Source organism: Bacillus sp. FSL K6-6038 (genome assembly GCF_038050455.1).
Taxonomy (GTDB): domain Bacteria; phylum Bacillota; class Bacilli; order Bacillales; family Bacillaceae_G; genus Bacillus_A; species Bacillus_A pseudomycoides.
On record NZ_JBBOUH010000001.1, the window covers coordinates 3,370,327 to 3,394,152 of the forward strand.

The window sequence follows — 23,826 nt, forward strand, 5'->3', positions numbered from 1 at the left end:
AAAGAGACTTTCTTTATTAATTCTTAGCAGAAGAGTTATCTGCTAATGTAGCTGTCTTCGTCATTTTTTCACCATTTCGATAGAACGTAACTTCAATTTTGTCGCCTACTTTTTTCTTTTCATACAAATATTTACGGAATTGAAGCGCATTTTCAATTTTTTGTCCATCTAACGCTACAACAACGTCATACTGCTGAAGTCCTGCTTTTTCAGCTGGTGAAACGGAATAAATCTTACTTAAAATAACGCCACTTGTAACATCTTTTGGTAACTTTAATTGACCTACTGCATACGGTTGTATCTCTTCAAGAGATGCGACTCCTACTCCCATCGCTGGACGTTTTACTGTTCCATCTTTTTCAAGGGATTCCAGCACTGGTTTTGCCACATTAATTGGAATAGCAAAGCCAATACCCTCTACTTCTTGCTGTGCAATCTTACTAGAGTTAATACCGATGACTTGACCATTTTGATTGAATAATGCGCCACCACTGTTCCCTGGGTTAATTGCTGCATCTGTTTGAATCACTTGTGCTTGCCAATCCGGCTGTTTGTCACCATTAATATCCACTGGAATTTCACGTTCTTTACTACTAATAATCCCTTCTGTTACACTACCATCAAAACCTAATGGATTCCCAATTGCAATAGCCGATTCACCAGCGCGAATTTTACTGGAATCACCAAGTGTGGCTACTTTATTAATATTAGATCCATCAATCTCTACAACAGCTAAATCTAACCATGGATCTTTCCCAACTAATTTTGCATCTACTGTTTTACCATCACTTAGTTTCACTGCCAGTTTGTTTGCTCCGTCTACTACGTGATTATTTGTTACAATGAGAGCTTTATTCCCAGCTTTTTTATAAATTACACCAGATCCTGTTCCAGCTGTTTGTTCCTGCCCTGCTTGCTCCATTGCAAATGGATCTATGTTCTGTTGCATATTGATAACACCTACAACTACTTCTTTCGCCCCTTCAATCATACCAGGTAAATCTGTTTCACCCTTTACTTTATTTGCAACAGGAACCACAGTTCCCTCTACTTTTGAATTAGAAGTTAACGCCGTCCCATTTCCATTTGTCCATGGCATATACGGTGCTGCAAAACTAATGGAAACAGCTCCGATAACTGCTCCAACTAAACCTGTAAAAAAGTAACCTTTTTTACTACCTGATTTTTTTACTTCTCTCGTTTCACTATGCTCTTCATTCATATTTGGTCCGTCATAATATCCCATAATTGATATCCCCTCTCTGCTGAATTCGTATTTTCAGTATAGTCACATTTTGTGTCCTTCTTGTGAACTCATCGTGAAATCCAATTAAAAAAATACTTTTATTCATTATTGTAGACAAAAAATCTGTAATTTGTACATTTCCATCTACAAAAGAGAGTGTAAATGTACTATATTTTCAACCTATAAGTTGCTGCTACGAAAACAAAAAGAGATCTCCACTCGTTTTCTCCCTCTGTTTTCACTCGGCATGGGGCTAAAAAAGGTACTGACCGCTTCTATCCATGGGCGGATTCTCTCTTCCAACCAAAAGGAAAGCTTTTCTATCGTTTTTTCTATTACATAGTATTTAAAAACTATTCCTCAAACTTATATCCAACTCGAATAACAGTTCCGATATGTTTCGCTTTATCCCCTAACTTATTTCGCAATTTTTTTATATGTGTATCTACAGTACGATCATCACCATAATAATCATATCCCCAAAGTTGATCTAATAAATGCTGGCGTGATAATACGATTCCTTTATTCTCCATTAAATAAACAAGAAGTTCAAATTCTTTATGCGTTAATATAATTTCTTCTCCGTTTACCGATACCGTACGCGAAAGACGATTCACATCGATTCCAGCCATAGAAAGTGCATTCTCTTCTGCAACGCCTACTGCCCCATCAGCACGCTTTAATAAAGTTTTCGCCCTAGCTACTAGTACTTTAGGACTAAAAGGCTTTGTTACATATTCATCAGCCCCAAGTTCAAAACCTAACAATGTATCATCTTCGTCAGAACGAGCTGTAAGCATAATAATTGGTACCGCTGACTCTTTTCTAATACGACGACAAACAGACCAACCATCTATCTCTGGCAACATGATATCTAACATAATTAAATCAATTGTATGTTCAGCAAATAATTCTAACGCTTGTTTTCCATCTTCAGCTTCTATCACTTCAAAACCTTCATTGCGAAAATAATCACTAACAATTTCGCGTAGCCTTCTTTCGTCTTCAACAAGTAATACTGTTTTGTTCATCTGACCTATCCCGCCTTTTTACTCTTTCAATCGAATAATACGTTGATTGGAGCTTCCGCGAAACGGAAGTGTCAAGTCTCTTTTTTGAAGTTCAAACCTTCCATCGACCAGAACATCCCCATAGTGTAACAACTCTATCATATCATTATTTTGAGAACTCTGTATCTCTTCTAATGTATAACCTGTGTAAATCCATAAGTTTTTTTTCAAAGCCTTCACCGCATTTGCTACCTTCTTCACTTCAGCAGCTTGAAAAAATGGATCTCCACCTGAAAATGTTACATCAGTAAGCGGGTTTTTGGCAATCTCTTTCACAATTTCTTCTACGGTCATTTCAGTTCCATTACAAATATTCCATGACTTAGGATTATGACATCCTAAACAACGATGCGGACAGCCCGCAAAAAACACGACTGTCCGCAATCCGTCACCATCTACTACACTATCATGAATAATATTCATTACTCTCATTTATGTTTCACCCGATCCGCTTCTTCACTGCGCTTTGCACTATTCCATTTAGACATATCACCTACAAGATATCCTGTTATACGGCGAATTCTTTCGATATCATTCTCATCCTCGTTTCCACAACTTGGACATTCATTTTTGATGACACCATGATAGCCACAGCATTTACAACGATCCACAGGGTGATTAATGGAGCCATATCCGACTCCATACTCTGCCATTGCCTGCACAATTTGTTTTAATGCTTTTTGGTTATGAACCGCCGCTCCATCTAATTCAATATACGTTATATGTCCGCCATTACAAAGCGTATGAAATGGCCCTTCTAAACGTATTTTATCTATCGCTTGGATGTTATAATACACCGGAATATGAAATGAATTTGTATAATAATTATGATTTGTTACACCGCTAATCATTCCAAATTCTTCTCGATCTTTTTTAACAAACTTACCTGATAGTCCTTCTGCAGGCGTTGCAATTAAAGAGAAATTCAACTGATGTTCTTCCGTTGCTGCATCCATTTTCTGTCTCATAAAGGTAACAATCTCATATCCAAGATTCCATGATTCTTTATCTTCTCCATGATGTTTTCCTGTTAAAACAACTAAACATTCTGCAAGGCCAATAAAACCAATACTTAATGTTCCTTGTTTTAAAATCTCAGCAACAGAATCTTCAGGATGCAGTTTTTCTCCACCCCGCCATACTCCTTGCGAATATAAAAAGTGAAAATCTCTTGCCTTTTTCGTACATTGGTAAGCAAATCTTTCTAATAGTTGACGAATACCAAGATCTATATAATAATTTAAAGCTTCAAAAAATGCTTCTTTTGAACCGCTAATCAATGCTAATTTTACTAAGTTAATAGAAGTAAACGATAAATTCCCTCTTCCAATCGCGGTCTCTTCCCCATGAATATTAGACATAACACGCGTACGACAGCCCATATAACATACTTCGCTTTCTGGGCGACCATCATAATGAACTGCATTAAATGGCGCATCTAAAAATGAAAAGTTCGGGAATAATCGTTCTGCTGTCGTCTCTAACGCCAATTCAAATAAATCATAGTTCGGATCACTTTCTTCAAAATTCACACCTTTTTTTAGTTTAAAGATTTGAATAGGGAAAATGGGTGTTTCACCTTTTCCTAATCCAGCTTGCGTCGCCCGTAATAATTGTCTAATTAACAATCTTCCTTCTTTCGACGTGTCCGTTCCGTAGTTAATAGAAATAAACGGAACTTGCCCACCACCTCTGCTATGCATACTATTGGAATTATGAATAAAAGCTTCACAAGCTTGATACGTATCATTCTCTGTTTCTTTCCACGCAAACTCTTCTACTTGCTCTTTTGTTAACGGATACGTTTCTAATCTTTTCTTATTTTTCTCGAATGTTTTTCTCACATACGGTGCTAAATCAATGTCAAATAACGCAGCTGATTGACCACCGTGCTGCATGTTTTGATTCGCTTGGAAAATAATCGAAGAAAGTGCCAATGCACTTTTAATATCTTGTGGTTGCCTCATATGCCCATGCCCGGTATGAAATCCTTTTTCAAGCATTTGCGCTAAAGGAATCTGCGAACATGTTGTTGTACCTGTCGCATAAAAATCTAAATCATGTGGGTATAATATATTTTGATCTATTGCTTTTTTTACTTGTTCAGAAAGTAAGTGTTCCATTGCATAATATTTTGCACTCTCAGATGCAAATGTTCCCATCATCCCCATAGGAGACCGCCCATCAACATTTGCATTTTCTTGCATTAAATCTTGCTCATTCCCGTGGACAATTGTTTCAAAAATCTTCATTAACTCTTCTCCACATGCACTTTGTTTCATCATTTTTCAAACCTCCAACAACATCTTGTTAATTTACTAACAAAATGATACAACATATAGTTATAGTAGATCTGTGAGAAATGTAACATTCTTGTGAAAGTTTTTTTAAGAAACTTTGAATTTTTCATTTACAAAAAAGAAATGTGCTCTTTACAAATGTATGGTACAATATATGGGAAAAACTCTTTTTACCCTTTATCAACACATTTGAATAAAGGAGACTGAACTTATGCTTATTACATATCTTTTATTTATCGTTGCCTATTTACTTGGCTCGATTCCATTTGCACTTGTTGTTGGAAAAATTGGTTATGGAATCGACATTCGCGAGCATGGTAGCGGTAATTTAGGAGGAACGAATACATTTCGGACGCTAGGGAAAAAAGCAGGTTTTATCGTTACAATTGCTGACATTTTAAAGGGAACGTTAGCGACAGCTCTGCCGTTAATTTTCGCCTTAGATATCCATCCCCTTTGGTTTGGATTAGCTGCAGTTCTTGGACATGTATACCCAATCTTTGCAAAATTCCGCGGCGGAAAAGCAGTTGCAACTTCTGCTGGAGTACTCTTATGCTATGCGCCAGTTATTTTTGCAATATTAGCTGTTATCTTTTTCACCCTTCTATTTACAACGAGATACGTATCGCTTTCTTCTATGGTAACAGCTATCGTAGCTGTTATTGCATCAATTATTGACGGGGATAAAATCTTCATTGTTGCGATGTGTTTATTAGCTGGTATGGTTATTTATAGACACCGTGCAAATATTGGACGAATTATAAATAAAACTGAACCAAAAGCAAATTTGACAAAGAAACAAAAGTAAGGTTGTGACCCACATAACGCAAAAAGAAAACGCAAAGCATATTAATAGCGTCTTTTTGCGTTATTTTTTATACTAAAGAAAAGGCAACATAACTTGGAGGAACTATACATGAATCTTTCCGTAACAAAAGAAGCAGTAAATTGGTATAAAGATGAATTAAACTTACAATCTGGCGATACACTTCGCTTTTTCGTACAATATGGCGGTTGCAGTACTGTTCAAAAAGGACTTTCTTTAGGAATCCGTAAAGACGATCCTGCACATCCTGCTGTTCAAATTCAAGAAGACGGCATTACTTTCTTCGTTGAAGATGATGATGAATGGTTCTTTGATGGGCATGACTTATCCGTTACCTTTAACGACGGTGATGACTTCCCTCAATTTAATTACGAAAAATAAAAAAGCGTGGCTTTTGCCACGCTTTTTTATTTTTTCTTAATTTCCTCATATTTCGCATACCACTCTGGATATAGTTTCTTAAAGGACACAGGACGAAAACCTTCTTTTTTCGCACAAATATTTGTTGTTGTAGCTGTAATACAAAGATCTCCATCACCGTTATAAATTTCATATCCATATATAACGCGAAGGGGACTAACTGAATCAATCCATGTTTTCACAATTGCTTTCTCTCCATAACGCATTGCTTTCCGATATGAAATTTGCAAATCTAATACGGGAGAAATAACCCCTTCTTTCTCCATTTCAATATATGAAAATCCTAATTCTTGTATCAATTTTGTACGCCCTAATTCAAGCCATACTAAATAATTTGAATGGTAAACAACGCCCATTTGATCTGTTTCCGCATAGCGGATCTCAATTTCGTGTTCTGCTACAAACATATCTTTATCTCCTTCTCACTTCTGTTTCCTCACATACATTTAATCATAATACAGTGAAATCAAAAATAAAATAGAAACGGTGGATCTTTTTAACTGAAAGGAGCGAATATATGATTCAAATTGTAACCGTTCGTAGTGGTGATAGCGTATATAGCTTAGCGTCAAAATATGGCACTACGCCCGAAGAAATTGTAAAAGACAACGGACTTAATCCAGCTGAGACACTTGTTGTTGGTCAGGCACTGATTGTAAATACGAGAGGTAATAATTATTATGTACAACCCGGAGACAGTCTTTATCGAATTTCTCAAACATATAACGTTCCTCTTGCTAGCTTAGCAAAAGTTAACAATCTATCATTAAAATCCATTCTTCATGTTGGTCAACAACTATATGTACCAAAGGGCTCTAAACGAACGATAGAATCTATTGCCTACTTACAACCTTCTACCATTCCAATTAAAGAAAGTTTAGTGAATGCTACGCGGGCCATCAATCCTTATCTCACATATCTAGCTTACTTTAGCTTTGAAGCATTGCGTGATGGAACGTTAAAAGAGCCGACTGAAACCGCAAGAATTGCTCAAATTGCAGTGCAAGGTCAAACAATCCCAATGCTCGTTATTACAAATATTGAAAATGGAAATTTTAGCGCTGAATTAGCCTCTATTCTTCTAAGAAACGCTACTATTCAAAATAAATTCATTACAAATATCCTCCAAACAGCTAAAAAATATAATATGCGTGATATTCATTTTGACTTTGAAAATGTTGCACCCGAAGATCGCGAAGCATATAACCGATTTTTACGAAATGTAAAAACACGACTACCTGAAGGATATACGTTAAGCACAACACTTGTTCCAAAAACAAGTTCGAAGCAAAAAGGAAAATTTTTTGAAGCACACGATTACAAAGCCCAGGGGGAAATTGTTGATTTTGTCGTGATTATGACATATGACTGGGGATGGCAAGGTGGACCACCCATGGCAGTTTCTCCTATTGGCCCTGTAAAACAGGTAATCCAATATGCAAAATCTCAAATGCCCCCGCGAAAAATTATGATGGGACAAAATTTATATGGATTCGACTGGAAGCTTCCCTTTAAAGAAGGAAATCCACCAGCAAAAGCAATTAGCTCTGTCGCAGCCGTTGCACTTGCTCGTAAATATAATGTTCCAATTCGTTATGATTTTACAGCACAAGCACCACACTTTAATTACTTTGATGAAAATGGTGTACAGCATGAAGTATGGTTTGAAGATGCCAGGTCTGTTCAGAGTAAGTTTAATTTAGTAAAAGAACAAGGCATTCGCGGGATTAGCTATTGGAAAATCGGGCTTCCTTTCCCGCAAAATTGGCGTTTACTTGTGGAAAATTTCTCAATTACAAAAAAAGGCTGACAACTGTCAGCCTTTTTTACGCATCATATTCAGATTCATCTTTTATTTCACTTTTCAATGAATCAATACTTTCTAAACGGCGTTGATTTTTCGCTTCAATTGCAGCGCGATCTTTTTCATTCGAAACCTCTGCAGTTTCTTTTGCCTCATTAAAGTTATCAATCGTATTTTGTACCATTTCTTGTAGTTTTTCTACATTATCACTTCTATCATCTGGATTCGCTTTATATTGCTCTGTCATACGATTTCCCTCCTAGTTGAAATATACATACCATGTTAGTTTTCCAAAAACGAATTAGATTATGTATGCACATAAAAAAGGAGAATGAAAACATTCTCCTTTTTTTAACCGTTATCAACAATCGGTTGTTTCCCTGTTTGGTCTTGCATTTGCTTCCCTTTGTTTCCACCGGCTTTTTTCGACTGTGTTCCAATGTGATCTGGTGTAAAATCTTTGGAATTCTTCTTTGGATTTCCCATTCTTATCGCCTCCTTATCACTAGTATCATACTAGTGATAAGAATTATTCAGCCTGCTTAAAAAATTGCATTTCATAACGCTTCTCGATTCGTTCCTCAATCCGTTCAATTGCATCACGATCGTTTAGTAGTTGCCGCTTATTTTCCTTCACAAGTTCTTCAAACGTTCTTCGACGATTTCTTCTCATGCTGCTCATCCTTTCTCCTTCTCTTTCTTACTATAGTTAGTATGAGCAAATGAAAAACTCTTTAATCAGATTTGTAAGAAAATTTTATGTTTTGTCAAAGAAAAGTCTTTTGTTAACAAAAAAGTCCATTAGCTGTTCTTAAACAACTAATGGATTTCCAAGCATTTTATCCTGCTATTCACAAACAAGTAATATCCTCTCAAAATTCAGTAAAATGAAACAACTTAAGTAGGAGATGAAGAATTCCCCCACTGATTAAAGTTTCACTTTATCATTTCGTTATACTTAAATACTTTTTAATTTCTTCATCCGCATTATCTTTCATTTCTTTGTACTCATTCAGCGCTTGCATGACTGCATCATAACTCTCTAAAATATAATTTTCTAATTTTGTAAAGTCCTCTATGCTTTCAATCATAATTCTAGTTGTCCCTATTTCACTTTTTAAAGCCGGCTCACATTTTAAAGTAGGATATATCCCTAATATTTCTTGTTCTGTCTTTTCAGTTAAAACATATTTTTTTCGCCCTTTTACCTTCACCCTTATAATCGGATAAAAAGCCTTTATATCTAGATAACTTCCAACACTCACATTGCGAATCCATTCTATATCGCGATTATGCTTTACAAGCATTTCTTTTATTAGTGTGTACACTTCGTCTTCTTCAACCGTTTCTTTTTTTGTTTTCTTTTGTCCTTCTTCTTGAATAGCAGCACATTTTTGATACACAGCTGCACATGTGATACAGTCGTCAAGTGCATTATGAGAACTTAAACGAATTCCGAGCATTCTTTTTAAAGTTTCTAACTTATGGTTCGGGGCATGCTTCATATATCTTTTCGCTAAAAAGACGGTATCAATTACTATATTTTTAGGTTCTGGCAATCTAAGCATATTTGCATTACTCTTTAAAAAACGCATATCAAACGAAGCATTATGAGCAACAATGGTATCTTCTCCTAAAAACGCTAAAAATAACGGCAAAACTTCCTGAATCGTTGGAGCATCCGAAACGCGATAATTTGTAATCCCTGTTAAACTCGTAATTCGATTAGGAATAAATCGCTCTGGATTTACAAAAGAAACAAATTGATCTGCCAGCTCATGATTACGATACCGAACCGCTGCCACTTGAATTATTCGATCATTATAAGGATTAAATCCTGTCGTTTCAAAATCAATAACAACATAGTCTCCTGTCAATGGTAAATTCCCCACAATATACGCTCTCCAATCATTATTTTCGATGAAATTTCTTTCATCATATCACGAACAAGCTGCTTAATGAAAAAGAAAAGACAGAAATGACAAATAGCCAATTCTGTCCTCTTTCATTATTTTCTTTTCGCAATTCTCTTCTCCATTTCTTTTTGTGTCATCGGTCCGATAAATTTATCTTGAATCACACCTTTTGTATCCACAAAATAAGAAGTTGGAATGGTAATTACTTTATACATTGTTGTAACATTTATATCTTTATCAAGTAAAATAGGGAATGTCAATCCCTTCTCTTCTGCAAACTTTTTCACTTTTTCTTCTCCGTTAGCACGTTCAGAAACCGTATAATTTACAGCAAGGATTTCTACATCATCTTTATGCTTCTTATAGAAAGCTTCCATATCCGGCATTTCTTGCTGACAAGGTCCACACCACGTTGCCCAGAAATTTAAAATAACTTTCTTCCCCTTAAAATCCGATAATTTTACTTTTGTGCCATCTAATTTTGATAACTCAAAATCCGGTGCAATCTTGCCTACCTCAATCCCATTTTTTGCAATGACTTCTTTCATCGCCGCTTCGCTGTTCACTGGTTCTTCCCTTACTTGTTTCTCATTCTTTCCGAGCTGTTCATAAACTGCATAGCTCGCTAAACAAAGCAACACTACAACAATGGTAAGCTTTCGCCACATATACATCATCCTTATCGCTTATCTCATTTTATATATCACTTAAAAATAACAATAGTATTTATACTTTATTTTAGCTTATACGGACAACCTTGGAAATATTCTCCTGATAAATAAATAGAATATTCTTAATAACAATGAAAACCGTTTCTTTTTATCATATAATTATAATAGTTATAATTTAGAAAGGGTGTCATTATTTATGAATAAAACCGTTTTACATTGGTTACAATATGTTATCATTCTCCCCATCTTATTTTTCTCATTGTTTATTACAAGCTGGACTGCTAGCTACTTAAGTATTTCAGAGGACTGGAAACAACATATCGTCTTCACTCCCCAAACAGCAGAAGACTCCAATCAAATTTATGAAATTGACAAACTGTTGTATGCCTTTAAGTATAATCCAGTTTTTACGACAATTTTTGTATTATCAATTGTCTATTTAATAGGAATTATGATAACTCGCTGGTTATACTGGAGAAAACATAAAACAGGATTAATCGGTTTACAACTCATGATTGTTCTTCCTATTTTTCTTTACACATTACTTGTCACACATTCTACAGGTGCGATAATTGCTGTGGAAAAGAATTGGGAGAAATATTTAGTCTTTTCACCAAAATCAATTACAGATGTAAATCAAATTTATTATATTGATAGGTTGTTATACGCATTTCAAAAGTCTCCTATCATTAGTACAGTTCTCATTCTAACTTTTCTTTATATGACAGGGCTAGTTGTAACTAAGCTCTCTCATCAAATACGTTTACGCAAAAATATAAACATATGAGGTGATATTCATTCTACAATTACTCACCTATCCCATTACTTTTATTTTTGTTATTTTATCATTGTTATCTATTGCTTTTGGAGCCTTACTCTATAAATTCAAATGGATTCCTGTTCTTATTTCTTTTCTTATTCCACCTATTTTTTTCATTATCGTATCTGGATAGGATTTACGTGTCGTTTCCCTCAACTTCGATGCTTGGATACTGTACGGCACTTTCTACTCCATTCTTTCCTATATCACAGTAATAATTATAAGACGAAAAAAATTACAATAAAGAAGATGTTTGTACTGTTTTGTGCAAATACCTTCCTTTTAAAAAGGAGGTTTCTTATGCACTCATTTGAAAAAGCTGTTCTCTATATTTTTAGTTTCATATTTTATCCTATTGGTATTATCGGATGGATTATATCCCTATTTAGTAAAGATCCTGAAAGAAGAAAAATCGGCCGTGTTTGCATTTATACAGCTTTGATATCGTTTATTTTATTCACTACACTTGGCATTATTAGCTTCTACTCAATTACAACAATCTCTAGTTTATAATAATCATAGTAAGGATAAATGCTATGGGAGAGCATCCAATTAGTAAAGAACTACGCTATATGCGCATATGTTTTGTCATCTTAATTTTAGTCCTTATATTTTTTGACAGAGGAAAGATTGTTGAAATTTCTACCAACCACGACTCTTCTCCAGTTAATATACCAACTAGTAATATGACACAAATTGCAGAAAATACATTTGCTTTACAGGAAAATGATCCTGAAAGTGGCGATAAGCATACCATTAAAATATTTAAATATAATCCAGAAACAAATACAGTCACATTAGTGAAAGAATTTAATACTGAAAACTCTTCTACATATGAATATCAACTAAATAAAGCAGAATGAAAACTGCGTATGTACAAACAGAGGTATTACTCTAATCCCTGTTTGTAAAAAATAAACCTATTTTATCAACATTTCTTTTATATTCTTTCATTGTTATACCTCCAGTTCTTTATATAAGAAAAGGAAAGAGATGCAACCATATGATTGCATCCCTTTCCTTTCTTTTTACATAAAATTAGGAAGCTAACATCAGTCAGCTTCCTAATTTTGATTGAAACTATTTACTTTTCTCGTTTACTACAACATTTTACTTAGTTTGACACCTTAGACTCTTCAATTTTCTCACGAAGCACCATTTGTAAGATACCACCATGACGGTAGTAGTCAATTTCTACTTCACTATCGAAACGTGCTACTACTTCAAATTGTTTTTCGTTTCCTTCTGGGTCAATTGCAACTACTTTTACAAGATCGCGTGGTTTAACTGTTTTATCAATTTGAATTTCAAATGATTCGTTACCAACAAGACCTAATGTTTCAGTACTTTCGCCTTCTTTAAATTGTAATGGTAATACACCCATTAATACAAGGTTACTACGGTGAATACGCTCGAAGCTTTCTGCGATTACTGCTTTAATACCTAAAAGGTTTGTACCTTTCGCAGCCCAGTCACGAGAACTTCCCATACCGTAATCTTTACCAGCAACTACAAGAAGTCCAGTGCCATCTTCTTTATATTTCATCGCAGCATCATAGATCGATGTTACTTCACCAGTTGGCCAGTAAGTTGTATATCCACCTTCTGTTCCTGGTGCGATTTGGTTTTTGATACGGATATTTGCGAATGTACCACGCATCATAACTTCATGATTACCACGGCGAGAACCATAAGAGTTAAAGTCAACTGGCTGTACACCATTTTCTAATAAATAGCGGCCTGCTGGTGTATGTTTACCAATTGAACCTGCTGGTGAAATATGGTCTGTTGTTACAGAGTCACCAAATTTACCAACTACGCGTAAACCTGAAAGTGTTTCTACTTCACCTGGTTCTTTTGATAATCCTTCAAAGAACGGTGGATTTTGAATATATGTTGAGTCATTATCCCAAGTATATAACGCTTCATTTGAAGTTTGAATTTCATTCCAGCGTTCATTGCTGTTAAATACTTGTGCATATTCTTTTTTGAACAATTCAGACGTTACGACGCTTTGAACCACTTCTTCAATTTCTTTAGCTGATGGCCAAATGTCGTTAAAGTAAATCGGGTTACCATTTGCATCTTTACCGATTGCATCATTTTTCAAGTCGATATCCACTGTACCAGCAAGTGCATACGCCACAACAAGTGGTGGTGATGCTAAGTAGTTCGCTTTTACAAGCGGATGAATACGACCTTCAAAGTTACGGTTACCAGATAAAACAGATGTTACTAATAGGTCATTTGCCGCAATTGCTTCTTCTAATTCTGGTTCTAATGGGCCAGAGTTACCGATACAAGTTGTACATCCGTAACCAACTGTTTGGAAACCTAATTGATCTAAATAAGTTGTTAGGCCTGATTTATCTAAGTATTCCGTTACTACTTTAGATCCTGGTGCTAATGATGTTTTTACATAACCAGGTACTTTAAGTCCTTTTTCAATTGCTTTTTTCGCAACTAAGCCTGCACCGATTAATACATATGGGTTAGATGTATTTGTACAGCTTGTAATCGCAGCGATTGCAATTGCACCTGTTTTCATCGTTACTTCTTGATCTTTTAATGCAACTTTCACTTCTTTATCAAATTCTTGTTCATTGAACCCAAGTCCTTGCGTTCCAACTGGTGCCACAACCGCTTTATGGAACTCATCTTTCATGTTTGAAAGAGGGATTAAATCTTGTGGACGTTTTGGTCCTGAAAGGTTAGATTCAATTGTATTTAAATCAATTTCAACAAGATCTGTATAAATTGGATCTTTGCTGTCTGCTGTATAGAATAAACCGTTTGCTTTACAGTATTCTTCAACAATGCGAATTTGTTCTTCGTCTCTTCCTGTTAAACGTAAGTAATCTAATGAAATTTCATCAATTGGGAAGAATCCACAAGTTGCACCGTATTCTGGTGCCATGTTTGAAATTGTTGCACGGTCAGCTAAAGGCATGCTCTGTAGTCCACTACCGAAGAACTCAACAAATTTACCAACTACACCTTTCTGACGTAACACTTGTGTTACTTTTAACGCAACGTCTGTTGCTGTTGTACCACTTGGAAGTGTACCAGTTAATTTAACACCGATTACTTCTGGTACTGGGAAGTATGAAGGTTGTCCAAGCATCCCTGCTTCTGCCTCAATACCACCAACGCCCCATCCAAGGACACCGATACCATTAATCATTGTAGTATGAGAGTCTGTTCCCACTAATGAATCTGGGTATGCAACTAATTCACCTTCAGCATTTTTCACCGCATGAACAACTGGTGCTAAATACTCAAGGTTTACTTGGTGTACAATACCTGTTGCTGGTGGCACTGCACGATAGTTATCAAACGATTTTTGTGCCCAGCTTAAAAATTTATAACGTTCTTCATTACGTTTAAACTCTAAGTCCATGTTGAATTCAAGCGCGTCTGCTGTACCCGCTCTATCAACCTGTACAGAGTGATCGATTACAAGGTCTACAGTAATTTCCGGATTAATTTTATCAGGATCTCCACCCATGTCCGCCATTGCTTTTCGAAGTGAAGCCAAATCAACGACAGCTGGAACACCTGTGAAGTCTTGTAAAATTACGCGAGATGGTTTAAATGGAACATCGATATCTTGAACATCTTTCGTTCCCCACTTCGCTAAATTTGTAACATGCTCTTCTGTAATTACACGTCCATCAACTTGACGAAGTACAGATTCAAGCAAAACTTTAATTGAATACGGTAATTGTGATACGTTGCCAACCCCTGCGTTTTCAAGCGCTTTCAATTGATAATAATGATACGTTTTTCCATCTACTTCAAATGTTTCACGAGATTGAAATGGATTATGTTTGACCATTATGTTTCCCCCCTGTTAAACATGACTGAGTTGTCTGAATATAAAATGTAGACAAACTTTTCAATACCTTACGATAATATCTTATTACAACTTTCTAAATAAGTAAATAATAAGAAACTTATAGTTTATCATAAGTTTTCTTTATCTCTGGAATTTTGAATAGTCTTCGCTCTCCTTATGAATACTATTACCATAAAGTAAAGCTTTCTTTTTAGAGCTTTTCTTCTCTGTTCATACATGTAATGAACAGCTCAGTATTTTTATAAAGAAAACATTGTAGAGGTGAAAATAAATGGGTAAACGTAAAGCAAATCATGTAATTTCAGGAATGAATGCTGCATCCGCACAAGGACAAGGAACTGGCTATAATGAAGAATTCGCAAACGAGCCACTAACACCAGCTCAGCGTCAAAATAATAAAAAACGTAAAAAGAATCAGTAATGAAAAATCCCAAAAGGTACTCCTTTTGGGATTTTTATTTAATGTTTATAACGTAACAATTCCGAAACTTTTACAAATCGATACCCTTCCTTTTGAAGGGCCGACAGGATTTTTTCTAATGCAGCTACCGTTTGACTACGATCATTTCCTCCGTCATGCAGTAACACAATATCTCCGCTCTTCGCATTTTTCACAACATGATTCACAATGGACTCAGCTCCTGGATTTTCCCAATCTTTTGGATCTTGATGCCAAGACCATAAAACGGTTTGATAACCCGCTTCTTTTGCCGTTGTAAAAACTGCATCGTTAATATATCCACCTGGTGGACGGAAAAGTAGCGGCTCCTTTACCCACTTTTGTAAATACTTTTTCCCCGCTAAAATATCATCTTTTAATCTTTCATCAGATGCACTTCTAGCATATAAATGATTCATCGTATGATTTCCAATCTCATGTCCTTCCTTTAGCACCTGCTTAACTAAATACGGATTCCGCTGAATCCGAAAACCAATCATAAAAAAAGTTGCCTCAGCTTTATATTGGTGTAATAGCTTTAACACCTGCGGAGTATACGTAGGATCCGGACCATCATCAAATGTAATTGCAATTATCTTCTCGTTATTTGGTACCTCCCACGTTACATAACCCGTAGGCTCTAATTCTTTTCTCATCAGCATTTTTGCTTCTACTTTGTCCACTTGAAATATATGTACTACACAAACCAAACAAATGATTATTACAGAAATTTTTCTTTTCAACATATCGACTCCAAACTTGAACAGGTTGTTGAACTCATACAACCTGTTCAATCGCCTAGCAGATCCACATCTCGTATAATGTTTTGCAAATTACTTTCATACTGCTCAAGTTGTGGACGTTGTGTTTCAGATGCTACTTCCAATGCATTTTGAATTTGTTCATATGCCTCTTGAACTTCTTGGCGTAAATGCTTTAAATCCTGACCATAATTCGGATCATTTTTCACAATATTGTTGTATAAATTTTCCGCTTGTACGACTCCTTGTTGTGCGGCTTGAAAAGCTTGCTGTTTATCTTTATGATACGGCATACGCTTTCCCCTTTCTGTTATAGTTAGTCTCACTTAGCTTTACCTTTTTTCATAAAAACATTCTCGTATAAATTTACAAAGTTCTCTCATTCTAAATACAAGAAGGAGGTGCAACACAACATGGAAAAAAACAATAGCAAGTCTATTCGTCAAAACACAAAAAAAGGACAGCCTTCTGGGCAACCTGAGCCGCTAAGTGGGTCACATAAAGTAAAAAACCGAAATCATTCAAGACAAAAAAATCACGCGCATCACGATATGTAAAAGAAGGACAATGCGCATGCATTGTCCTTCTCACTTAAGCTATTTACAACAAACCACTCAACATATTTTCTAGTTTGTTTTTCACCTCTAATTTCTTAATGCATATTATAATATGAATTGAGACTTTACGGAGGGTGTCTTACATGGGCAAGAAAAAGAAAAACTGTCTTTTTCATGTTGATGGTTTTGAAGAATGGATGGATCAGTTTTGCTCTGATTCATACGACAACTTCAGTTTCCCTAATCACATTCACATTGATCTTTGCGAAACGGAGCAAGAGTATATTTTAGAAACTGATATCCCTAATGTGTCAGAACAAGATGTACTTATAAACAAGATGGAGACAGGCCTAGCAATTCATATATTTCATAAGAACTCGTCCTTGCAACGAACAATTTCTTTACCTGCTAACATCATCTATAAAAAAATGCTAGCCTGTTTAGAAAATGGCTTTCTTGCCATACACATTTCAAAAACTGAAGTTGCAAATGAACATGAGAAAAAAGTTCTTTTTTTTAATTAAAACGTTATATAAAAACAGAGTGGAAAAAGTTTATTACTAATTTTTCCTACCCTGTTTTTTCTTTATTTTATATAAAGTGAAACTTCCATCAGTGTGGGTTTTCTTCATCTCCCACTGATGGAAATCCTTCACCACTCGAGCTTTTACGAGCAGTTATCCCCTACCTATCTTCCTTTCTTCTCTCTGAACCTTGAGATAGGGAGGATTACTGTCCGTTAATGCGGGGTAAAATTAAGCTTCTAACCCTATTTCATGCATATGCATAGAAAAAGAAAGCAAACTAACAGCTTTCTTCTCCCTGTTTTTATAGTAAATATGATTACACCTTGGCTATCCTAGATAATTCCATGTCAATACCATATGTAAACTGTAACTCTTTGCAAACGTCCTTGATTAGGATGTTCACATCATACTTTTCATTAAATTCAAGAACCGCATTTTCCACTTCCTCATACGTATATTTGTATTCACCAGTGATGACACTTTTTAAATCAAAGCATTCATTGATACAAAGCTGAACGAGAAGCTGATCATACATAGCGGACACATCTTCTTTTTTCCATAATAACTCTTTCACATATAACCGATCGAATATTATACTTTCTCGATTACACTCCATTAAAGTCCGAGTCATTCCATGTAATTCTCGATATAGTTCAGAAATATTTGTATTGAGACGAATCAATTTGTCTACGCCATTTTCATACAGCATTTCATCCACCCCCGTATATTCCCTTTTTCTTATTATAGCAAGAAAATTCTAAAAAAGAGATTTTTTCTTCTGAAATATTAGGAAACTTATTTAGATTGTTTTACAATGAAACTAGTGAGATAGAAAGGAGTACGAAAGTGAACCAAAAATTATATTACATCGATGCCTATCAGCAAACATTTACAGCACAAATTATTAAACAGGCCTATGATAGCGAAGAAAAATTATATGTTACTTTGACAGAAACAGCATTTTACCCAACTGGCGGTGGGCAACCACATGATACAGGAACATTAAATGAAGCTTCCGTCGTCAATGTTGAGGAAGTTGAGGGCGAAATCCGTCATTTTATATCAAGTGAATTACATACAAAAGAGGTAACGGGTAAAATTAATTGGCAGCGTCGTTTTGATCATATGCAACAACATACAGCTCAGCATATTCTATCCGCTGCATTTTGGGATCATTTTGACATTCCCACAATTGGTTTTCATCTTGGAAAAGAAACGATAACAATTGATTTAGATACACCTGAACTTTCGATAGAAACAGCTACTAGCGCACTCCAAATTGCAAATCAGATTGTCTTTGAAAATCATCCTATCCATATTAAATGGATGAACTTAGAGGAAGCAAAACAGTTACCTCTCCGAAAAGAACCCACAATTACAGAAAATATTCGCGTTGTAATCATTGAAAACTACGATTACAACGGTTGTGGTGGCACACATCCAAAATATACAGGTGAAGTGGGGCCAATTCATATAATAGAGTGGGAGCGGAATAAAGGTGGTATCCGTTTAACATTGGTTGCAGGATGGCGTGTACTCAAGTTAATGGAGCGTCATCAACAAATTATTAAAGACGTTTCCAAACAGTTAAATAGTAGTGAAAATGATATTCCAAATAAAGTAACCCAGCTTCTTACTTCTCAAGAAGAAAACGAAAAAGCACTACAAACTATGAACGAAAAACTACTTTTCGTAGAAGCAAATAAATTGTTGCAACACTCCATAGACATACATGCTGGAACACTCATTTCTAAAGTCTTTACACATCGTTCCATGCAGGAAATCACGAAATTATCAGCTATCATTACCGAACAAAATGAAAACTCTATTACATACCTAGTTACCGAAAATGAAGAAAAATTACAATGCGTTCTTGCATGCGGGAAAGCGGTAACAGCAAACATGAATACAATTTTGAAAAATGCTCTTCCTACTATTGAAGGAAAAGGCGGCGGTAATCAAAAAAGCGCTCGCGGCGGAGGAAAAGCAATTATTACGGGTGAAGAATTTCTAGCTCATCTTATTCATTTATCACAAGAAACATTTTAAAGTACAATCTAAAGGATAGCCTGTTGCTATCCTTTAGATTTTTATCTACTTACAAGCCAATATTTTGTTTCAATCCTTGATAAGTTCCTGCATTAGGAAATCCTTTTTCAATAAGTTCGATAAATGTCTCAGAAAAATGATAATTTCGTAATTCTGTTATTGGTACCATCTTCACATCATGGATTGGATTATGATCGAATTCATTAGACGGTAGCTTTATTTCTCCCGACACCCTTTCAAGTAAAAACGTAATATGTACTAGTGATGGCGTAACATCCGGTTTATCACAAATATATAGTAATTCCTTAATTCTAGTTTCCAATCCCGTCTCTTCTCTCATTTCTCAAATCATAGCTTCTTCTAACATTTCTCCCCCCCTCTACTCTTCCGCCTGGTAAAGGCCAATTCCGATCAGAAACTTTTTGTTTTACAATTAAAAGGTTTTCTTTCTCAATCAAAATTCCAGTTACTCGAACTTGTAACAAATGATTCATATAGTCTCCTCTTTTCATTCTATACATATGACTTCCAAGCTATATAATTCTAGATTATTAGCTAAACCCCTTCCACAAAAGGAACGTACGTTTTATAATTAAAGAAAATTATGGAAGAAAGAAACGATTTCTATGCGTCCGCCTTTAACAAGAAACATACTAATTGAAGATTTTTAAAATTATTATTGGCTAAAAACAGAGTTGCAGGAATTTTGTCGTGAATATGATTTGCCAACAAGTGGTTCTAAAATAGAAGTTACTGAGCGCATTGCAACCTTTTTAACTACAGATAAAATACTGAAAAATAGTCCCGCCAGAAAAAAACAAACCCTACCTTCCTCTTATGAGCCACTTTCTCTACAAACCCTTATTACTGAAAATCACCGCTGTAGCGAAGAGGCTCGGGCTTTTTTCAAAGAAATAATCGGTGCAAAATTCCGATTCACAGTAACACTACAAAGTTTCTTTAAAGAAAATATCGGAAAAACATATGAAGATGCTGTGACGTTTTGGTATGAAGAACAAGAAAGAAAAAATGATCCTTCATATAAACCAAACATCGGTGCTCAATTTGAATACAATCGCTTTACACGTGCCTTTTTCCAAGATCCATATAACAAAGGAAAAACAAAAGTCGATGCTATCTCTGCTTGGAATGAAATAAAATCAAAACCTGGAAGTAATGTCTATGAACCAAAAAAGTAGAAAACTAGATTTTTTCTAGTCCTCTACTTTTTCAAATAATAGAGCAAGCCCAATTCCCCCGCCAATACCTAATGTTGCTATTACGGATTGCGCCTTTCTTCTTTGTACTTGATAGAATAACCGAGTCACAAGCATAGCTCCTGATGCACCGTAAGGATGACCGAGAGCAATTGCTCCGCCGTTCACATTTAACTTTTCATAGGGAATTTGCAGTTCTTGTGCACAGGCTACAATCTTAGCAGCAAAGGCCTCATTCATTTCAATATAATCAACATCGTCTATTGATAGGTTCTGATCTTGTAATAACTTTTGCACAGCATATATAGGCCCACTCCCTGGTAAATGTGGATCTACACCAATAACAGTACTATGAACAAACCGAAGAATCGGCTTATATCCAAGTTCACGAGCCTTTCCCTCCTCCATTACAAGCACAGCACAAGCTCCATCATTCACACCACAAGAATTTCCTGCTGTCACTGTTCCTCCTTGTAAAAAAGCTGGCCTTGTTCTCTTTATAATTCGTTCATAATTCATTCCGTACTTTATCGTTTCATCCTCCGTTATATTTGAAGAAATCGGGATAATTTCTTCTTGTAAATATCCTTTTTCTAGCGCTCCCAATGTTCTTTTATAACTGAAACAAGCATACTCATCCTGCATATCCCTTGTAATTTTGTAGCGCTCTGCTACATATTCAGCTGCTATCCCCATATCTGGATCTCCGATAAAATCAGGAGAAAAACGAGCTCTCTTCTCAAAAGGAGATGTACTTGTACTTTCAACACCACCGGCAATATAGCAATTCCCTGCACCGCCTTGAATCAAGTGACAAGCCATCCGAATTGCTTCTAACCCAGCCCCGCATTGGCGATCAATTGTTACACCTGGTACCTTATATAGCAGCCCAGCTTCAAGTGCCGATAACCGTGCAATATTTCCGCCTGGTCCAACAACGTTTCCTAATATTACATCGTCTATTTCATGCTCTACACCTTTACTTAAGTGCGCCAGTATAGGTGCTGCCAATTGCTGTACTTCATACTCTCTCAATATTCCATTTCGCTTGCCAATAGGCGTTCGTTTTGCTAGTACAATCACCGCTCTATTCATATACTTTCTCCTGTTTTTCAACTATATGTTTTGCCACTTCACGAGCAATTTTCCCACTGCTTGTATGAGGAATTTCATCAATAAAATACCACTCTCTTGGAATTTTGAAAGATGATAAATGCTGTAAACAAAATCGTTTCAATTCTTGTTTTGTTCCTTTTCCCTTTACAATGGCAACAGGCTTTTCCCCCCAATACCCATCCTTCACACCAACAATTACGATTTCATCAACATTTGGATGAGTGCCCAATACACTCTCAATCTCTTCAGGGAAAATATTAATACCTCCAAATAAAATCATATTTTTTTCTCTACCTACTATATATAAGAAACCTTCCTCATCTTGATAGCCTATGTCATATACAGTCATCCAACCATCTTCTGTAACTTGACAAGATAGATCTCCGTTCAGTAAATATCCCATAAAAAACTGATCACTTTTCACATAAATAGTTCCAATTTCACCTTGCTTCAATTCCTTACCCTTTTCGTTACATATCCGAATTTGCACATTATGACATGGCTGTCCAACTGAACTGGCTTTTCTTTCACTTTCTACATCTGTTAGTGCTGTGACAAAGCTTAATTCAGAAGCACCATAAAATTCATATCTTTTTGCATACGGAAATACGGTTTTTACTTTCTGTTTTGCTTCCGCCTCCCATTTTGCTCCTGAAGAAATAATTTTTATTTCCTGTTCAATAACACTTTCTTCTTTATATAATGCCTCTAGCATCGTCGGAACTGTGTACATCACTGAAATATTCTCTTGTTCCAATATAGATAGAACATGATTCGGGATAAATTTTTCTATAAGATACACTGTTTGCCCTAAATATAGCGCACTTATTGCCCCGTATAAAAAAAGGGAATGGACCAATGTACCAGCAAGCAAAACCGTATCATTATTTTTCATATGGAAATCATGCAAATTGCAATCAAAGCTATGAACCCAAGAATCCTGCGCACGAAGAAATGCCTTTGCTTCCCCAGTTGATCCCGATGTAAACCCCATATAGAAAGGGTGGTTTTGTACACTTTCTGAAGAATGATACGTATTTAACTGATTATCCACCATCTGATTCCATTTATTGATAGAAAGTACAGTTCCATTTATTCGCGGCAATTCACTCATCTTATATTGCTCAGAGGTAATGACAATAGAGGGATTTGCTAACTCCAATCTTGCTTCAAGTTCGTCCTGCTTCCACTTTAAATCAAGCGGAACACAAACCCATCCTGCCATTGCAGCACCTGCAAAGATCTGTAAAAATTCAATACGATTCTCTAGTAAAATCGCGACCGTTTTATTCGTTATTTTTTCTTTATTGAGCCAATTTGCAACTTGGCAAACAGATTCGTGCCATTCTTTATATGTTAGTAGTCTATCTTTTTCCTTTATCGCCATTTTATTCGGATGTATACAAGTATGTTTTATATAAGACAATGTAATCCCCACCACTATTCATCCTTTCCTTTCAGATAACAAAAAGAAACACGCTAATACGTGTTTCCTACATTTTATAAAGTCCCTTACGCTCTTTATCTAGCATTTGAGATTTTACCATTCTTTACAGCAGGCGTAATGACGTGCTTCAATGAACGATATAATCGAGGTACAAGAATTGCTGCAATCACAGCTTTAACGAAATCACCTGGTAAAAATACGACACTTACTTTAATCGCTTGCCACACAGAGATATCCATTATAAATGATTGAACAGTCACGCCAAATATATAAACAACTAGAATTCCACCAATTATATTAATCAAAAATACTTTTATAACAGATGCATGGCGTAAACGCTCTACAAGATACCCTATCACAAACGCTCCAACAACGTATCCGATTAAATACCCTGCACTTGGACTAACAAATACGCCTGGACCACCGCGGCCACCAGCTAACAATGGTGCCCCTATCCCAACTACAAACAAGAAAACCATTTGACTTAATGCCCCAAGGCGAGATCCAAGCAATCCTCCTGCAAGCATAACACCAAGAGATTGCAATGTAATAGGAACAGGTGTAACAGAAAGCGCAATTGGTGGTATCAGTCCTAACACACCCATAACTGCACTAAATAAAGCAACAAAAACTAAATTCTTTGTATTCATCTGTCTATTTCTCCTATTTGTAAACTATAAATTCTTTTAAGGTAACATATTACAGAAGTTATATTACCTTCCCAGAGATTTAATGTCAACACATTTTCAGTTGAAGTTAACAAATGACGCTGTATCCTATA

General features: G+C 35.8%; 27 protein-coding genes and 2 pseudogenes. 11 read left to right on the plus strand and 18 right to left on the minus strand.

Annotated elements, in window-relative coordinates:
- Window positions 1-16: 16 nt before the first annotated feature.
- The 4 genes from NSQ40_RS17720 to NSQ40_RS17735 form a co-directional block, all read right to left on the minus strand.
- Window positions 17-1,246 (minus strand): S1C family serine protease, encoded by a 1,230-nt coding sequence (locus NSQ40_RS17720; protein WP_003199061.1) that lies wholly within the window; start codon window positions 1,244-1,246, stop codon window positions 17-19.
- 353 nt (window positions 1,247-1,599) lie between these two features.
- On the minus strand, window positions 1,600-2,277 hold the full coding sequence (locus tag NSQ40_RS17725; protein ID WP_003199064.1) for a response regulator transcription factor: 678 nt from the start codon (window positions 2,275-2,277) through the stop codon (window positions 1,600-1,602).
- A gap of 18 nt (window positions 2,278-2,295) precedes the next feature.
- Window positions 2,296-2,748 (minus strand): anaerobic ribonucleoside-triphosphate reductase activating protein, encoded by a 453-nt coding sequence (gene nrdG / locus NSQ40_RS17730; RefSeq protein WP_018765335.1) that lies wholly within the window; start codon window positions 2,746-2,748, stop codon window positions 2,296-2,298.
- Window positions 2,745-4,601: an anaerobic ribonucleoside triphosphate reductase gene (locus tag NSQ40_RS17735; protein ID WP_003199068.1), complete on the minus strand. Its 1,857-nt coding sequence runs from the start codon at window positions 4,599-4,601 to the stop codon at window positions 2,745-2,747. The genes nrdG and NSQ40_RS17735 overlap by 4 nt, the downstream gene beginning before the upstream one ends.
- 226 nt (window positions 4,602-4,827) lie before the next feature.
- Between NSQ40_RS17735 and plsY the strand changes: the two genes are divergently transcribed.
- Both plsY and NSQ40_RS17745 read left to right on the plus strand, forming a co-directional pair.
- Window positions 4,828-5,424, plus strand: a complete 597-nt coding sequence (gene plsY / locus NSQ40_RS17740; protein ID WP_003199069.1) for a glycerol-3-phosphate 1-O-acyltransferase PlsY — start codon at window positions 4,828-4,830, stop codon at window positions 5,422-5,424.
- 108 nt (window positions 5,425-5,532) lie between these two features.
- On the plus strand, window positions 5,533-5,823 hold the full coding sequence (locus NSQ40_RS17745) for a HesB/YadR/YfhF family protein (protein WP_003199071.1): 291 nt from the start codon (window positions 5,533-5,535) through the stop codon (window positions 5,821-5,823).
- A gap of 26 nt (window positions 5,824-5,849) precedes the next feature.
- Here the strand turns inward: NSQ40_RS17745 and NSQ40_RS17750 are convergent, their stop codons facing one another.
- Window positions 5,850-6,269 carry an acyl-CoA thioesterase gene (locus NSQ40_RS17750; protein ID WP_003199074.1) on the minus strand — a complete coding sequence of 140 codons (420 nt, stop codon included), beginning with the start codon at window positions 6,267-6,269 and terminating at the stop codon, window positions 5,850-5,852.
- 110 nt (window positions 6,270-6,379) lie between these two features.
- On the opposite strand from NSQ40_RS17750, the gene NSQ40_RS17755 reads away from it, so the two are divergent.
- Complete coding sequence (locus NSQ40_RS17755) at window positions 6,380-7,672, plus strand: LysM peptidoglycan-binding domain-containing protein (RefSeq protein WP_003199077.1); 1,293 nt, start codon at window positions 6,380-6,382, stop codon at window positions 7,670-7,672.
- Between the two features lie 16 nt (window positions 7,673-7,688).
- Here NSQ40_RS17755 and tlp read toward each other — a convergent pair whose 3' ends face one another.
- The 5 genes from tlp to NSQ40_RS17780 all read right to left on the minus strand — a co-directional run bounded on the left by tlp (window position 7,689) and on the right by NSQ40_RS17780 (window position 10,250).
- Complete coding sequence (gene tlp, locus NSQ40_RS17760) at window positions 7,689-7,913, minus strand: small acid-soluble spore protein Tlp (RefSeq protein ID WP_003199079.1); 225 nt, start codon at window positions 7,911-7,913, stop codon at window positions 7,689-7,691.
- Window positions 7,914-8,017: 104 nt separating this feature from the next.
- Window positions 8,018-8,152 (minus strand): acid-soluble spore protein SspN, encoded by a 135-nt coding sequence (sspN, locus tag NSQ40_RS17765; protein WP_003199081.1) that lies wholly within the window; start codon window positions 8,150-8,152, stop codon window positions 8,018-8,020.
- A 43-nt stretch (window positions 8,153-8,195) separates the two neighbouring features.
- Window positions 8,196-8,339: an FbpB family small basic protein gene (locus tag NSQ40_RS17770; protein ID WP_003199083.1), complete on the minus strand. Its 144-nt coding sequence runs from the start codon at window positions 8,337-8,339 to the stop codon at window positions 8,196-8,198.
- A gap of 271 nt (window positions 8,340-8,610) precedes the next feature.
- Window positions 8,611-9,558 (minus strand): 3'-5' exonuclease, encoded by a 948-nt coding sequence (locus NSQ40_RS17775; RefSeq protein ID WP_033798266.1) that lies wholly within the window; start codon window positions 9,556-9,558, stop codon window positions 8,611-8,613.
- Between the two features lie 116 nt (window positions 9,559-9,674).
- Window positions 9,675-10,250 (minus strand): peroxiredoxin family protein, encoded by a 576-nt coding sequence (locus tag NSQ40_RS17780; protein WP_097787124.1) that lies wholly within the window; start codon window positions 10,248-10,250, stop codon window positions 9,675-9,677.
- 199 nt (window positions 10,251-10,449) lie between these two features.
- Here NSQ40_RS17780 and NSQ40_RS17785 point away from each other — a divergent pair, with 199 nt between their 5' ends.
- The 3 genes from NSQ40_RS17785 to NSQ40_RS17795 all read left to right on the plus strand — a co-directional run bounded on the left by NSQ40_RS17785 (window position 10,450) and on the right by NSQ40_RS17795 (window position 11,936).
- Window positions 10,450-11,040 (plus strand): YjdJ family protein, encoded by a 591-nt coding sequence (locus NSQ40_RS17785; protein WP_003199092.1) that lies wholly within the window; start codon window positions 10,450-10,452, stop codon window positions 11,038-11,040.
- A gap of 333 nt (window positions 11,041-11,373) precedes the next feature.
- Window positions 11,374-11,586: a hypothetical protein gene (locus NSQ40_RS17790; RefSeq protein ID WP_003199097.1), complete on the plus strand. Its 213-nt coding sequence runs from the start codon at window positions 11,374-11,376 to the stop codon at window positions 11,584-11,586.
- Window positions 11,587-11,609: 23 nt separating this feature from the next.
- The gene (locus tag NSQ40_RS17795; protein ID WP_033796319.1) at window positions 11,610-11,936 is read left to right on the plus strand and encodes a YmzC family protein; all 327 of its coding nucleotides are present in this window, start codon (window positions 11,610-11,612) and stop codon (window positions 11,934-11,936) included.
- A 251-nt stretch (window positions 11,937-12,187) separates the two neighbouring features.
- Here NSQ40_RS17795 and acnA read toward each other — a convergent pair whose 3' ends face one another.
- Window positions 12,188-14,911 carry an aconitate hydratase AcnA gene (acnA, locus tag NSQ40_RS17800; protein WP_003199100.1) on the minus strand — a complete coding sequence of 908 codons (2,724 nt, stop codon included), beginning with the start codon at window positions 14,909-14,911 and terminating at the stop codon, window positions 12,188-12,190.
- A 292-nt stretch (window positions 14,912-15,203) separates the two neighbouring features.
- On the opposite strand from acnA, the gene sspO reads away from it, so the two are divergent.
- Window positions 15,204-15,353 carry a small acid-soluble spore protein O gene (gene sspO, locus NSQ40_RS17805; RefSeq protein WP_003199101.1) on the plus strand — a complete coding sequence of 50 codons (150 nt, stop codon included), beginning with the start codon at window positions 15,204-15,206 and terminating at the stop codon, window positions 15,351-15,353.
- Window positions 15,354-15,391: 38 nt separating this feature from the next.
- Here sspO and NSQ40_RS17810 read toward each other — a convergent pair whose 3' ends face one another.
- Entirely contained in the window at window positions 15,392-16,117 is a 726-nt protein-coding gene (locus tag NSQ40_RS17810; protein ID WP_033796320.1) for a polysaccharide deacetylase family protein, read from the minus strand.
- Window positions 16,118-16,161: 44 nt separating this feature from the next.
- Window positions 16,162-16,425, minus strand: coding sequence for a hypothetical protein (locus NSQ40_RS17815; RefSeq protein WP_003199104.1), 264 nt, complete (start codon window positions 16,423-16,425; stop codon window positions 16,162-16,164).
- A 120-nt stretch (window positions 16,426-16,545) separates the two neighbouring features.
- Between NSQ40_RS17815 and NSQ40_RS17820 the strand changes: the two genes are divergently transcribed.
- The gene (locus tag NSQ40_RS17820; protein ID WP_000414451.1) at window positions 16,546-16,689 is read left to right on the plus strand and encodes a small acid-soluble spore protein P; all 144 of its coding nucleotides are present in this window, start codon (window positions 16,546-16,548) and stop codon (window positions 16,687-16,689) included.
- A gap of 143 nt (window positions 16,690-16,832) precedes the next feature.
- The gene (locus NSQ40_RS17825; RefSeq protein ID WP_003199106.1) at window positions 16,833-17,213 is read left to right on the plus strand and encodes an Hsp20 family protein; all 381 of its coding nucleotides are present in this window, start codon (window positions 16,833-16,835) and stop codon (window positions 17,211-17,213) included.
- 319 nt (window positions 17,214-17,532) lie between these two features.
- Here the strand turns inward: NSQ40_RS17825 and NSQ40_RS17830 are convergent, their stop codons facing one another.
- Window positions 17,533-17,925, minus strand: a complete 393-nt coding sequence (locus NSQ40_RS17830; protein WP_018765327.1) for a hypothetical protein — start codon at window positions 17,923-17,925, stop codon at window positions 17,533-17,535.
- Window positions 17,926-18,044: 119 nt separating this feature from the next.
- Here NSQ40_RS17830 and NSQ40_RS17835 point away from each other — a divergent pair, with 119 nt between their 5' ends.
- Window positions 18,045-19,265, plus strand: a complete 1,221-nt coding sequence (locus NSQ40_RS17835) for an alanyl-tRNA editing protein (protein WP_080547344.1) — start codon at window positions 18,045-18,047, stop codon at window positions 19,263-19,265.
- Between the two features lie 49 nt (window positions 19,266-19,314).
- Here NSQ40_RS17835 and NSQ40_RS17840 read toward each other — a convergent pair.
- A pseudogene (locus NSQ40_RS17840) lies at window positions 19,315-19,759 on the minus strand (NUDIX hydrolase).
- A gap of 132 nt (window positions 19,760-19,891) precedes the next feature.
- On the opposite strand from NSQ40_RS17840, the pseudogene NSQ40_RS17845 reads away from it, so the two are divergent.
- Window positions 19,892-20,464 (plus strand): annotated as a pseudogene (locus tag NSQ40_RS17845) (DUF6434 domain-containing protein).
- 15 nt (window positions 20,465-20,479) lie between these two features.
- On the opposite strand, the gene NSQ40_RS17850 reads toward NSQ40_RS17845, so the two are convergent.
- The 3 genes from NSQ40_RS17850 to NSQ40_RS17860 all read right to left on the minus strand — a co-directional run bounded on the left by NSQ40_RS17850 (window position 20,480) and on the right by NSQ40_RS17860 (window position 23,695).
- Complete coding sequence (locus NSQ40_RS17850) at window positions 20,480-21,577, minus strand: acetyl-CoA C-acyltransferase (RefSeq protein WP_033796322.1); 1,098 nt, start codon at window positions 21,575-21,577, stop codon at window positions 20,480-20,482.
- Window positions 21,570-23,036, minus strand: coding sequence for an acyl-CoA synthetase (locus NSQ40_RS17855; RefSeq protein WP_003199120.1), 1,467 nt, complete (start codon window positions 23,034-23,036; stop codon window positions 21,570-21,572). Before NSQ40_RS17855 ends, NSQ40_RS17850 begins: the two co-directional genes overlap by 8 nt.
- 83 nt (window positions 23,037-23,119) lie before the next feature.
- Window positions 23,120-23,695 carry a biotin transporter BioY gene (locus tag NSQ40_RS17860; protein ID WP_003199122.1) on the minus strand — a complete coding sequence of 192 codons (576 nt, stop codon included), beginning with the start codon at window positions 23,693-23,695 and terminating at the stop codon, window positions 23,120-23,122.
- Window positions 23,696-23,826: the final 131 nt, after the last annotated feature.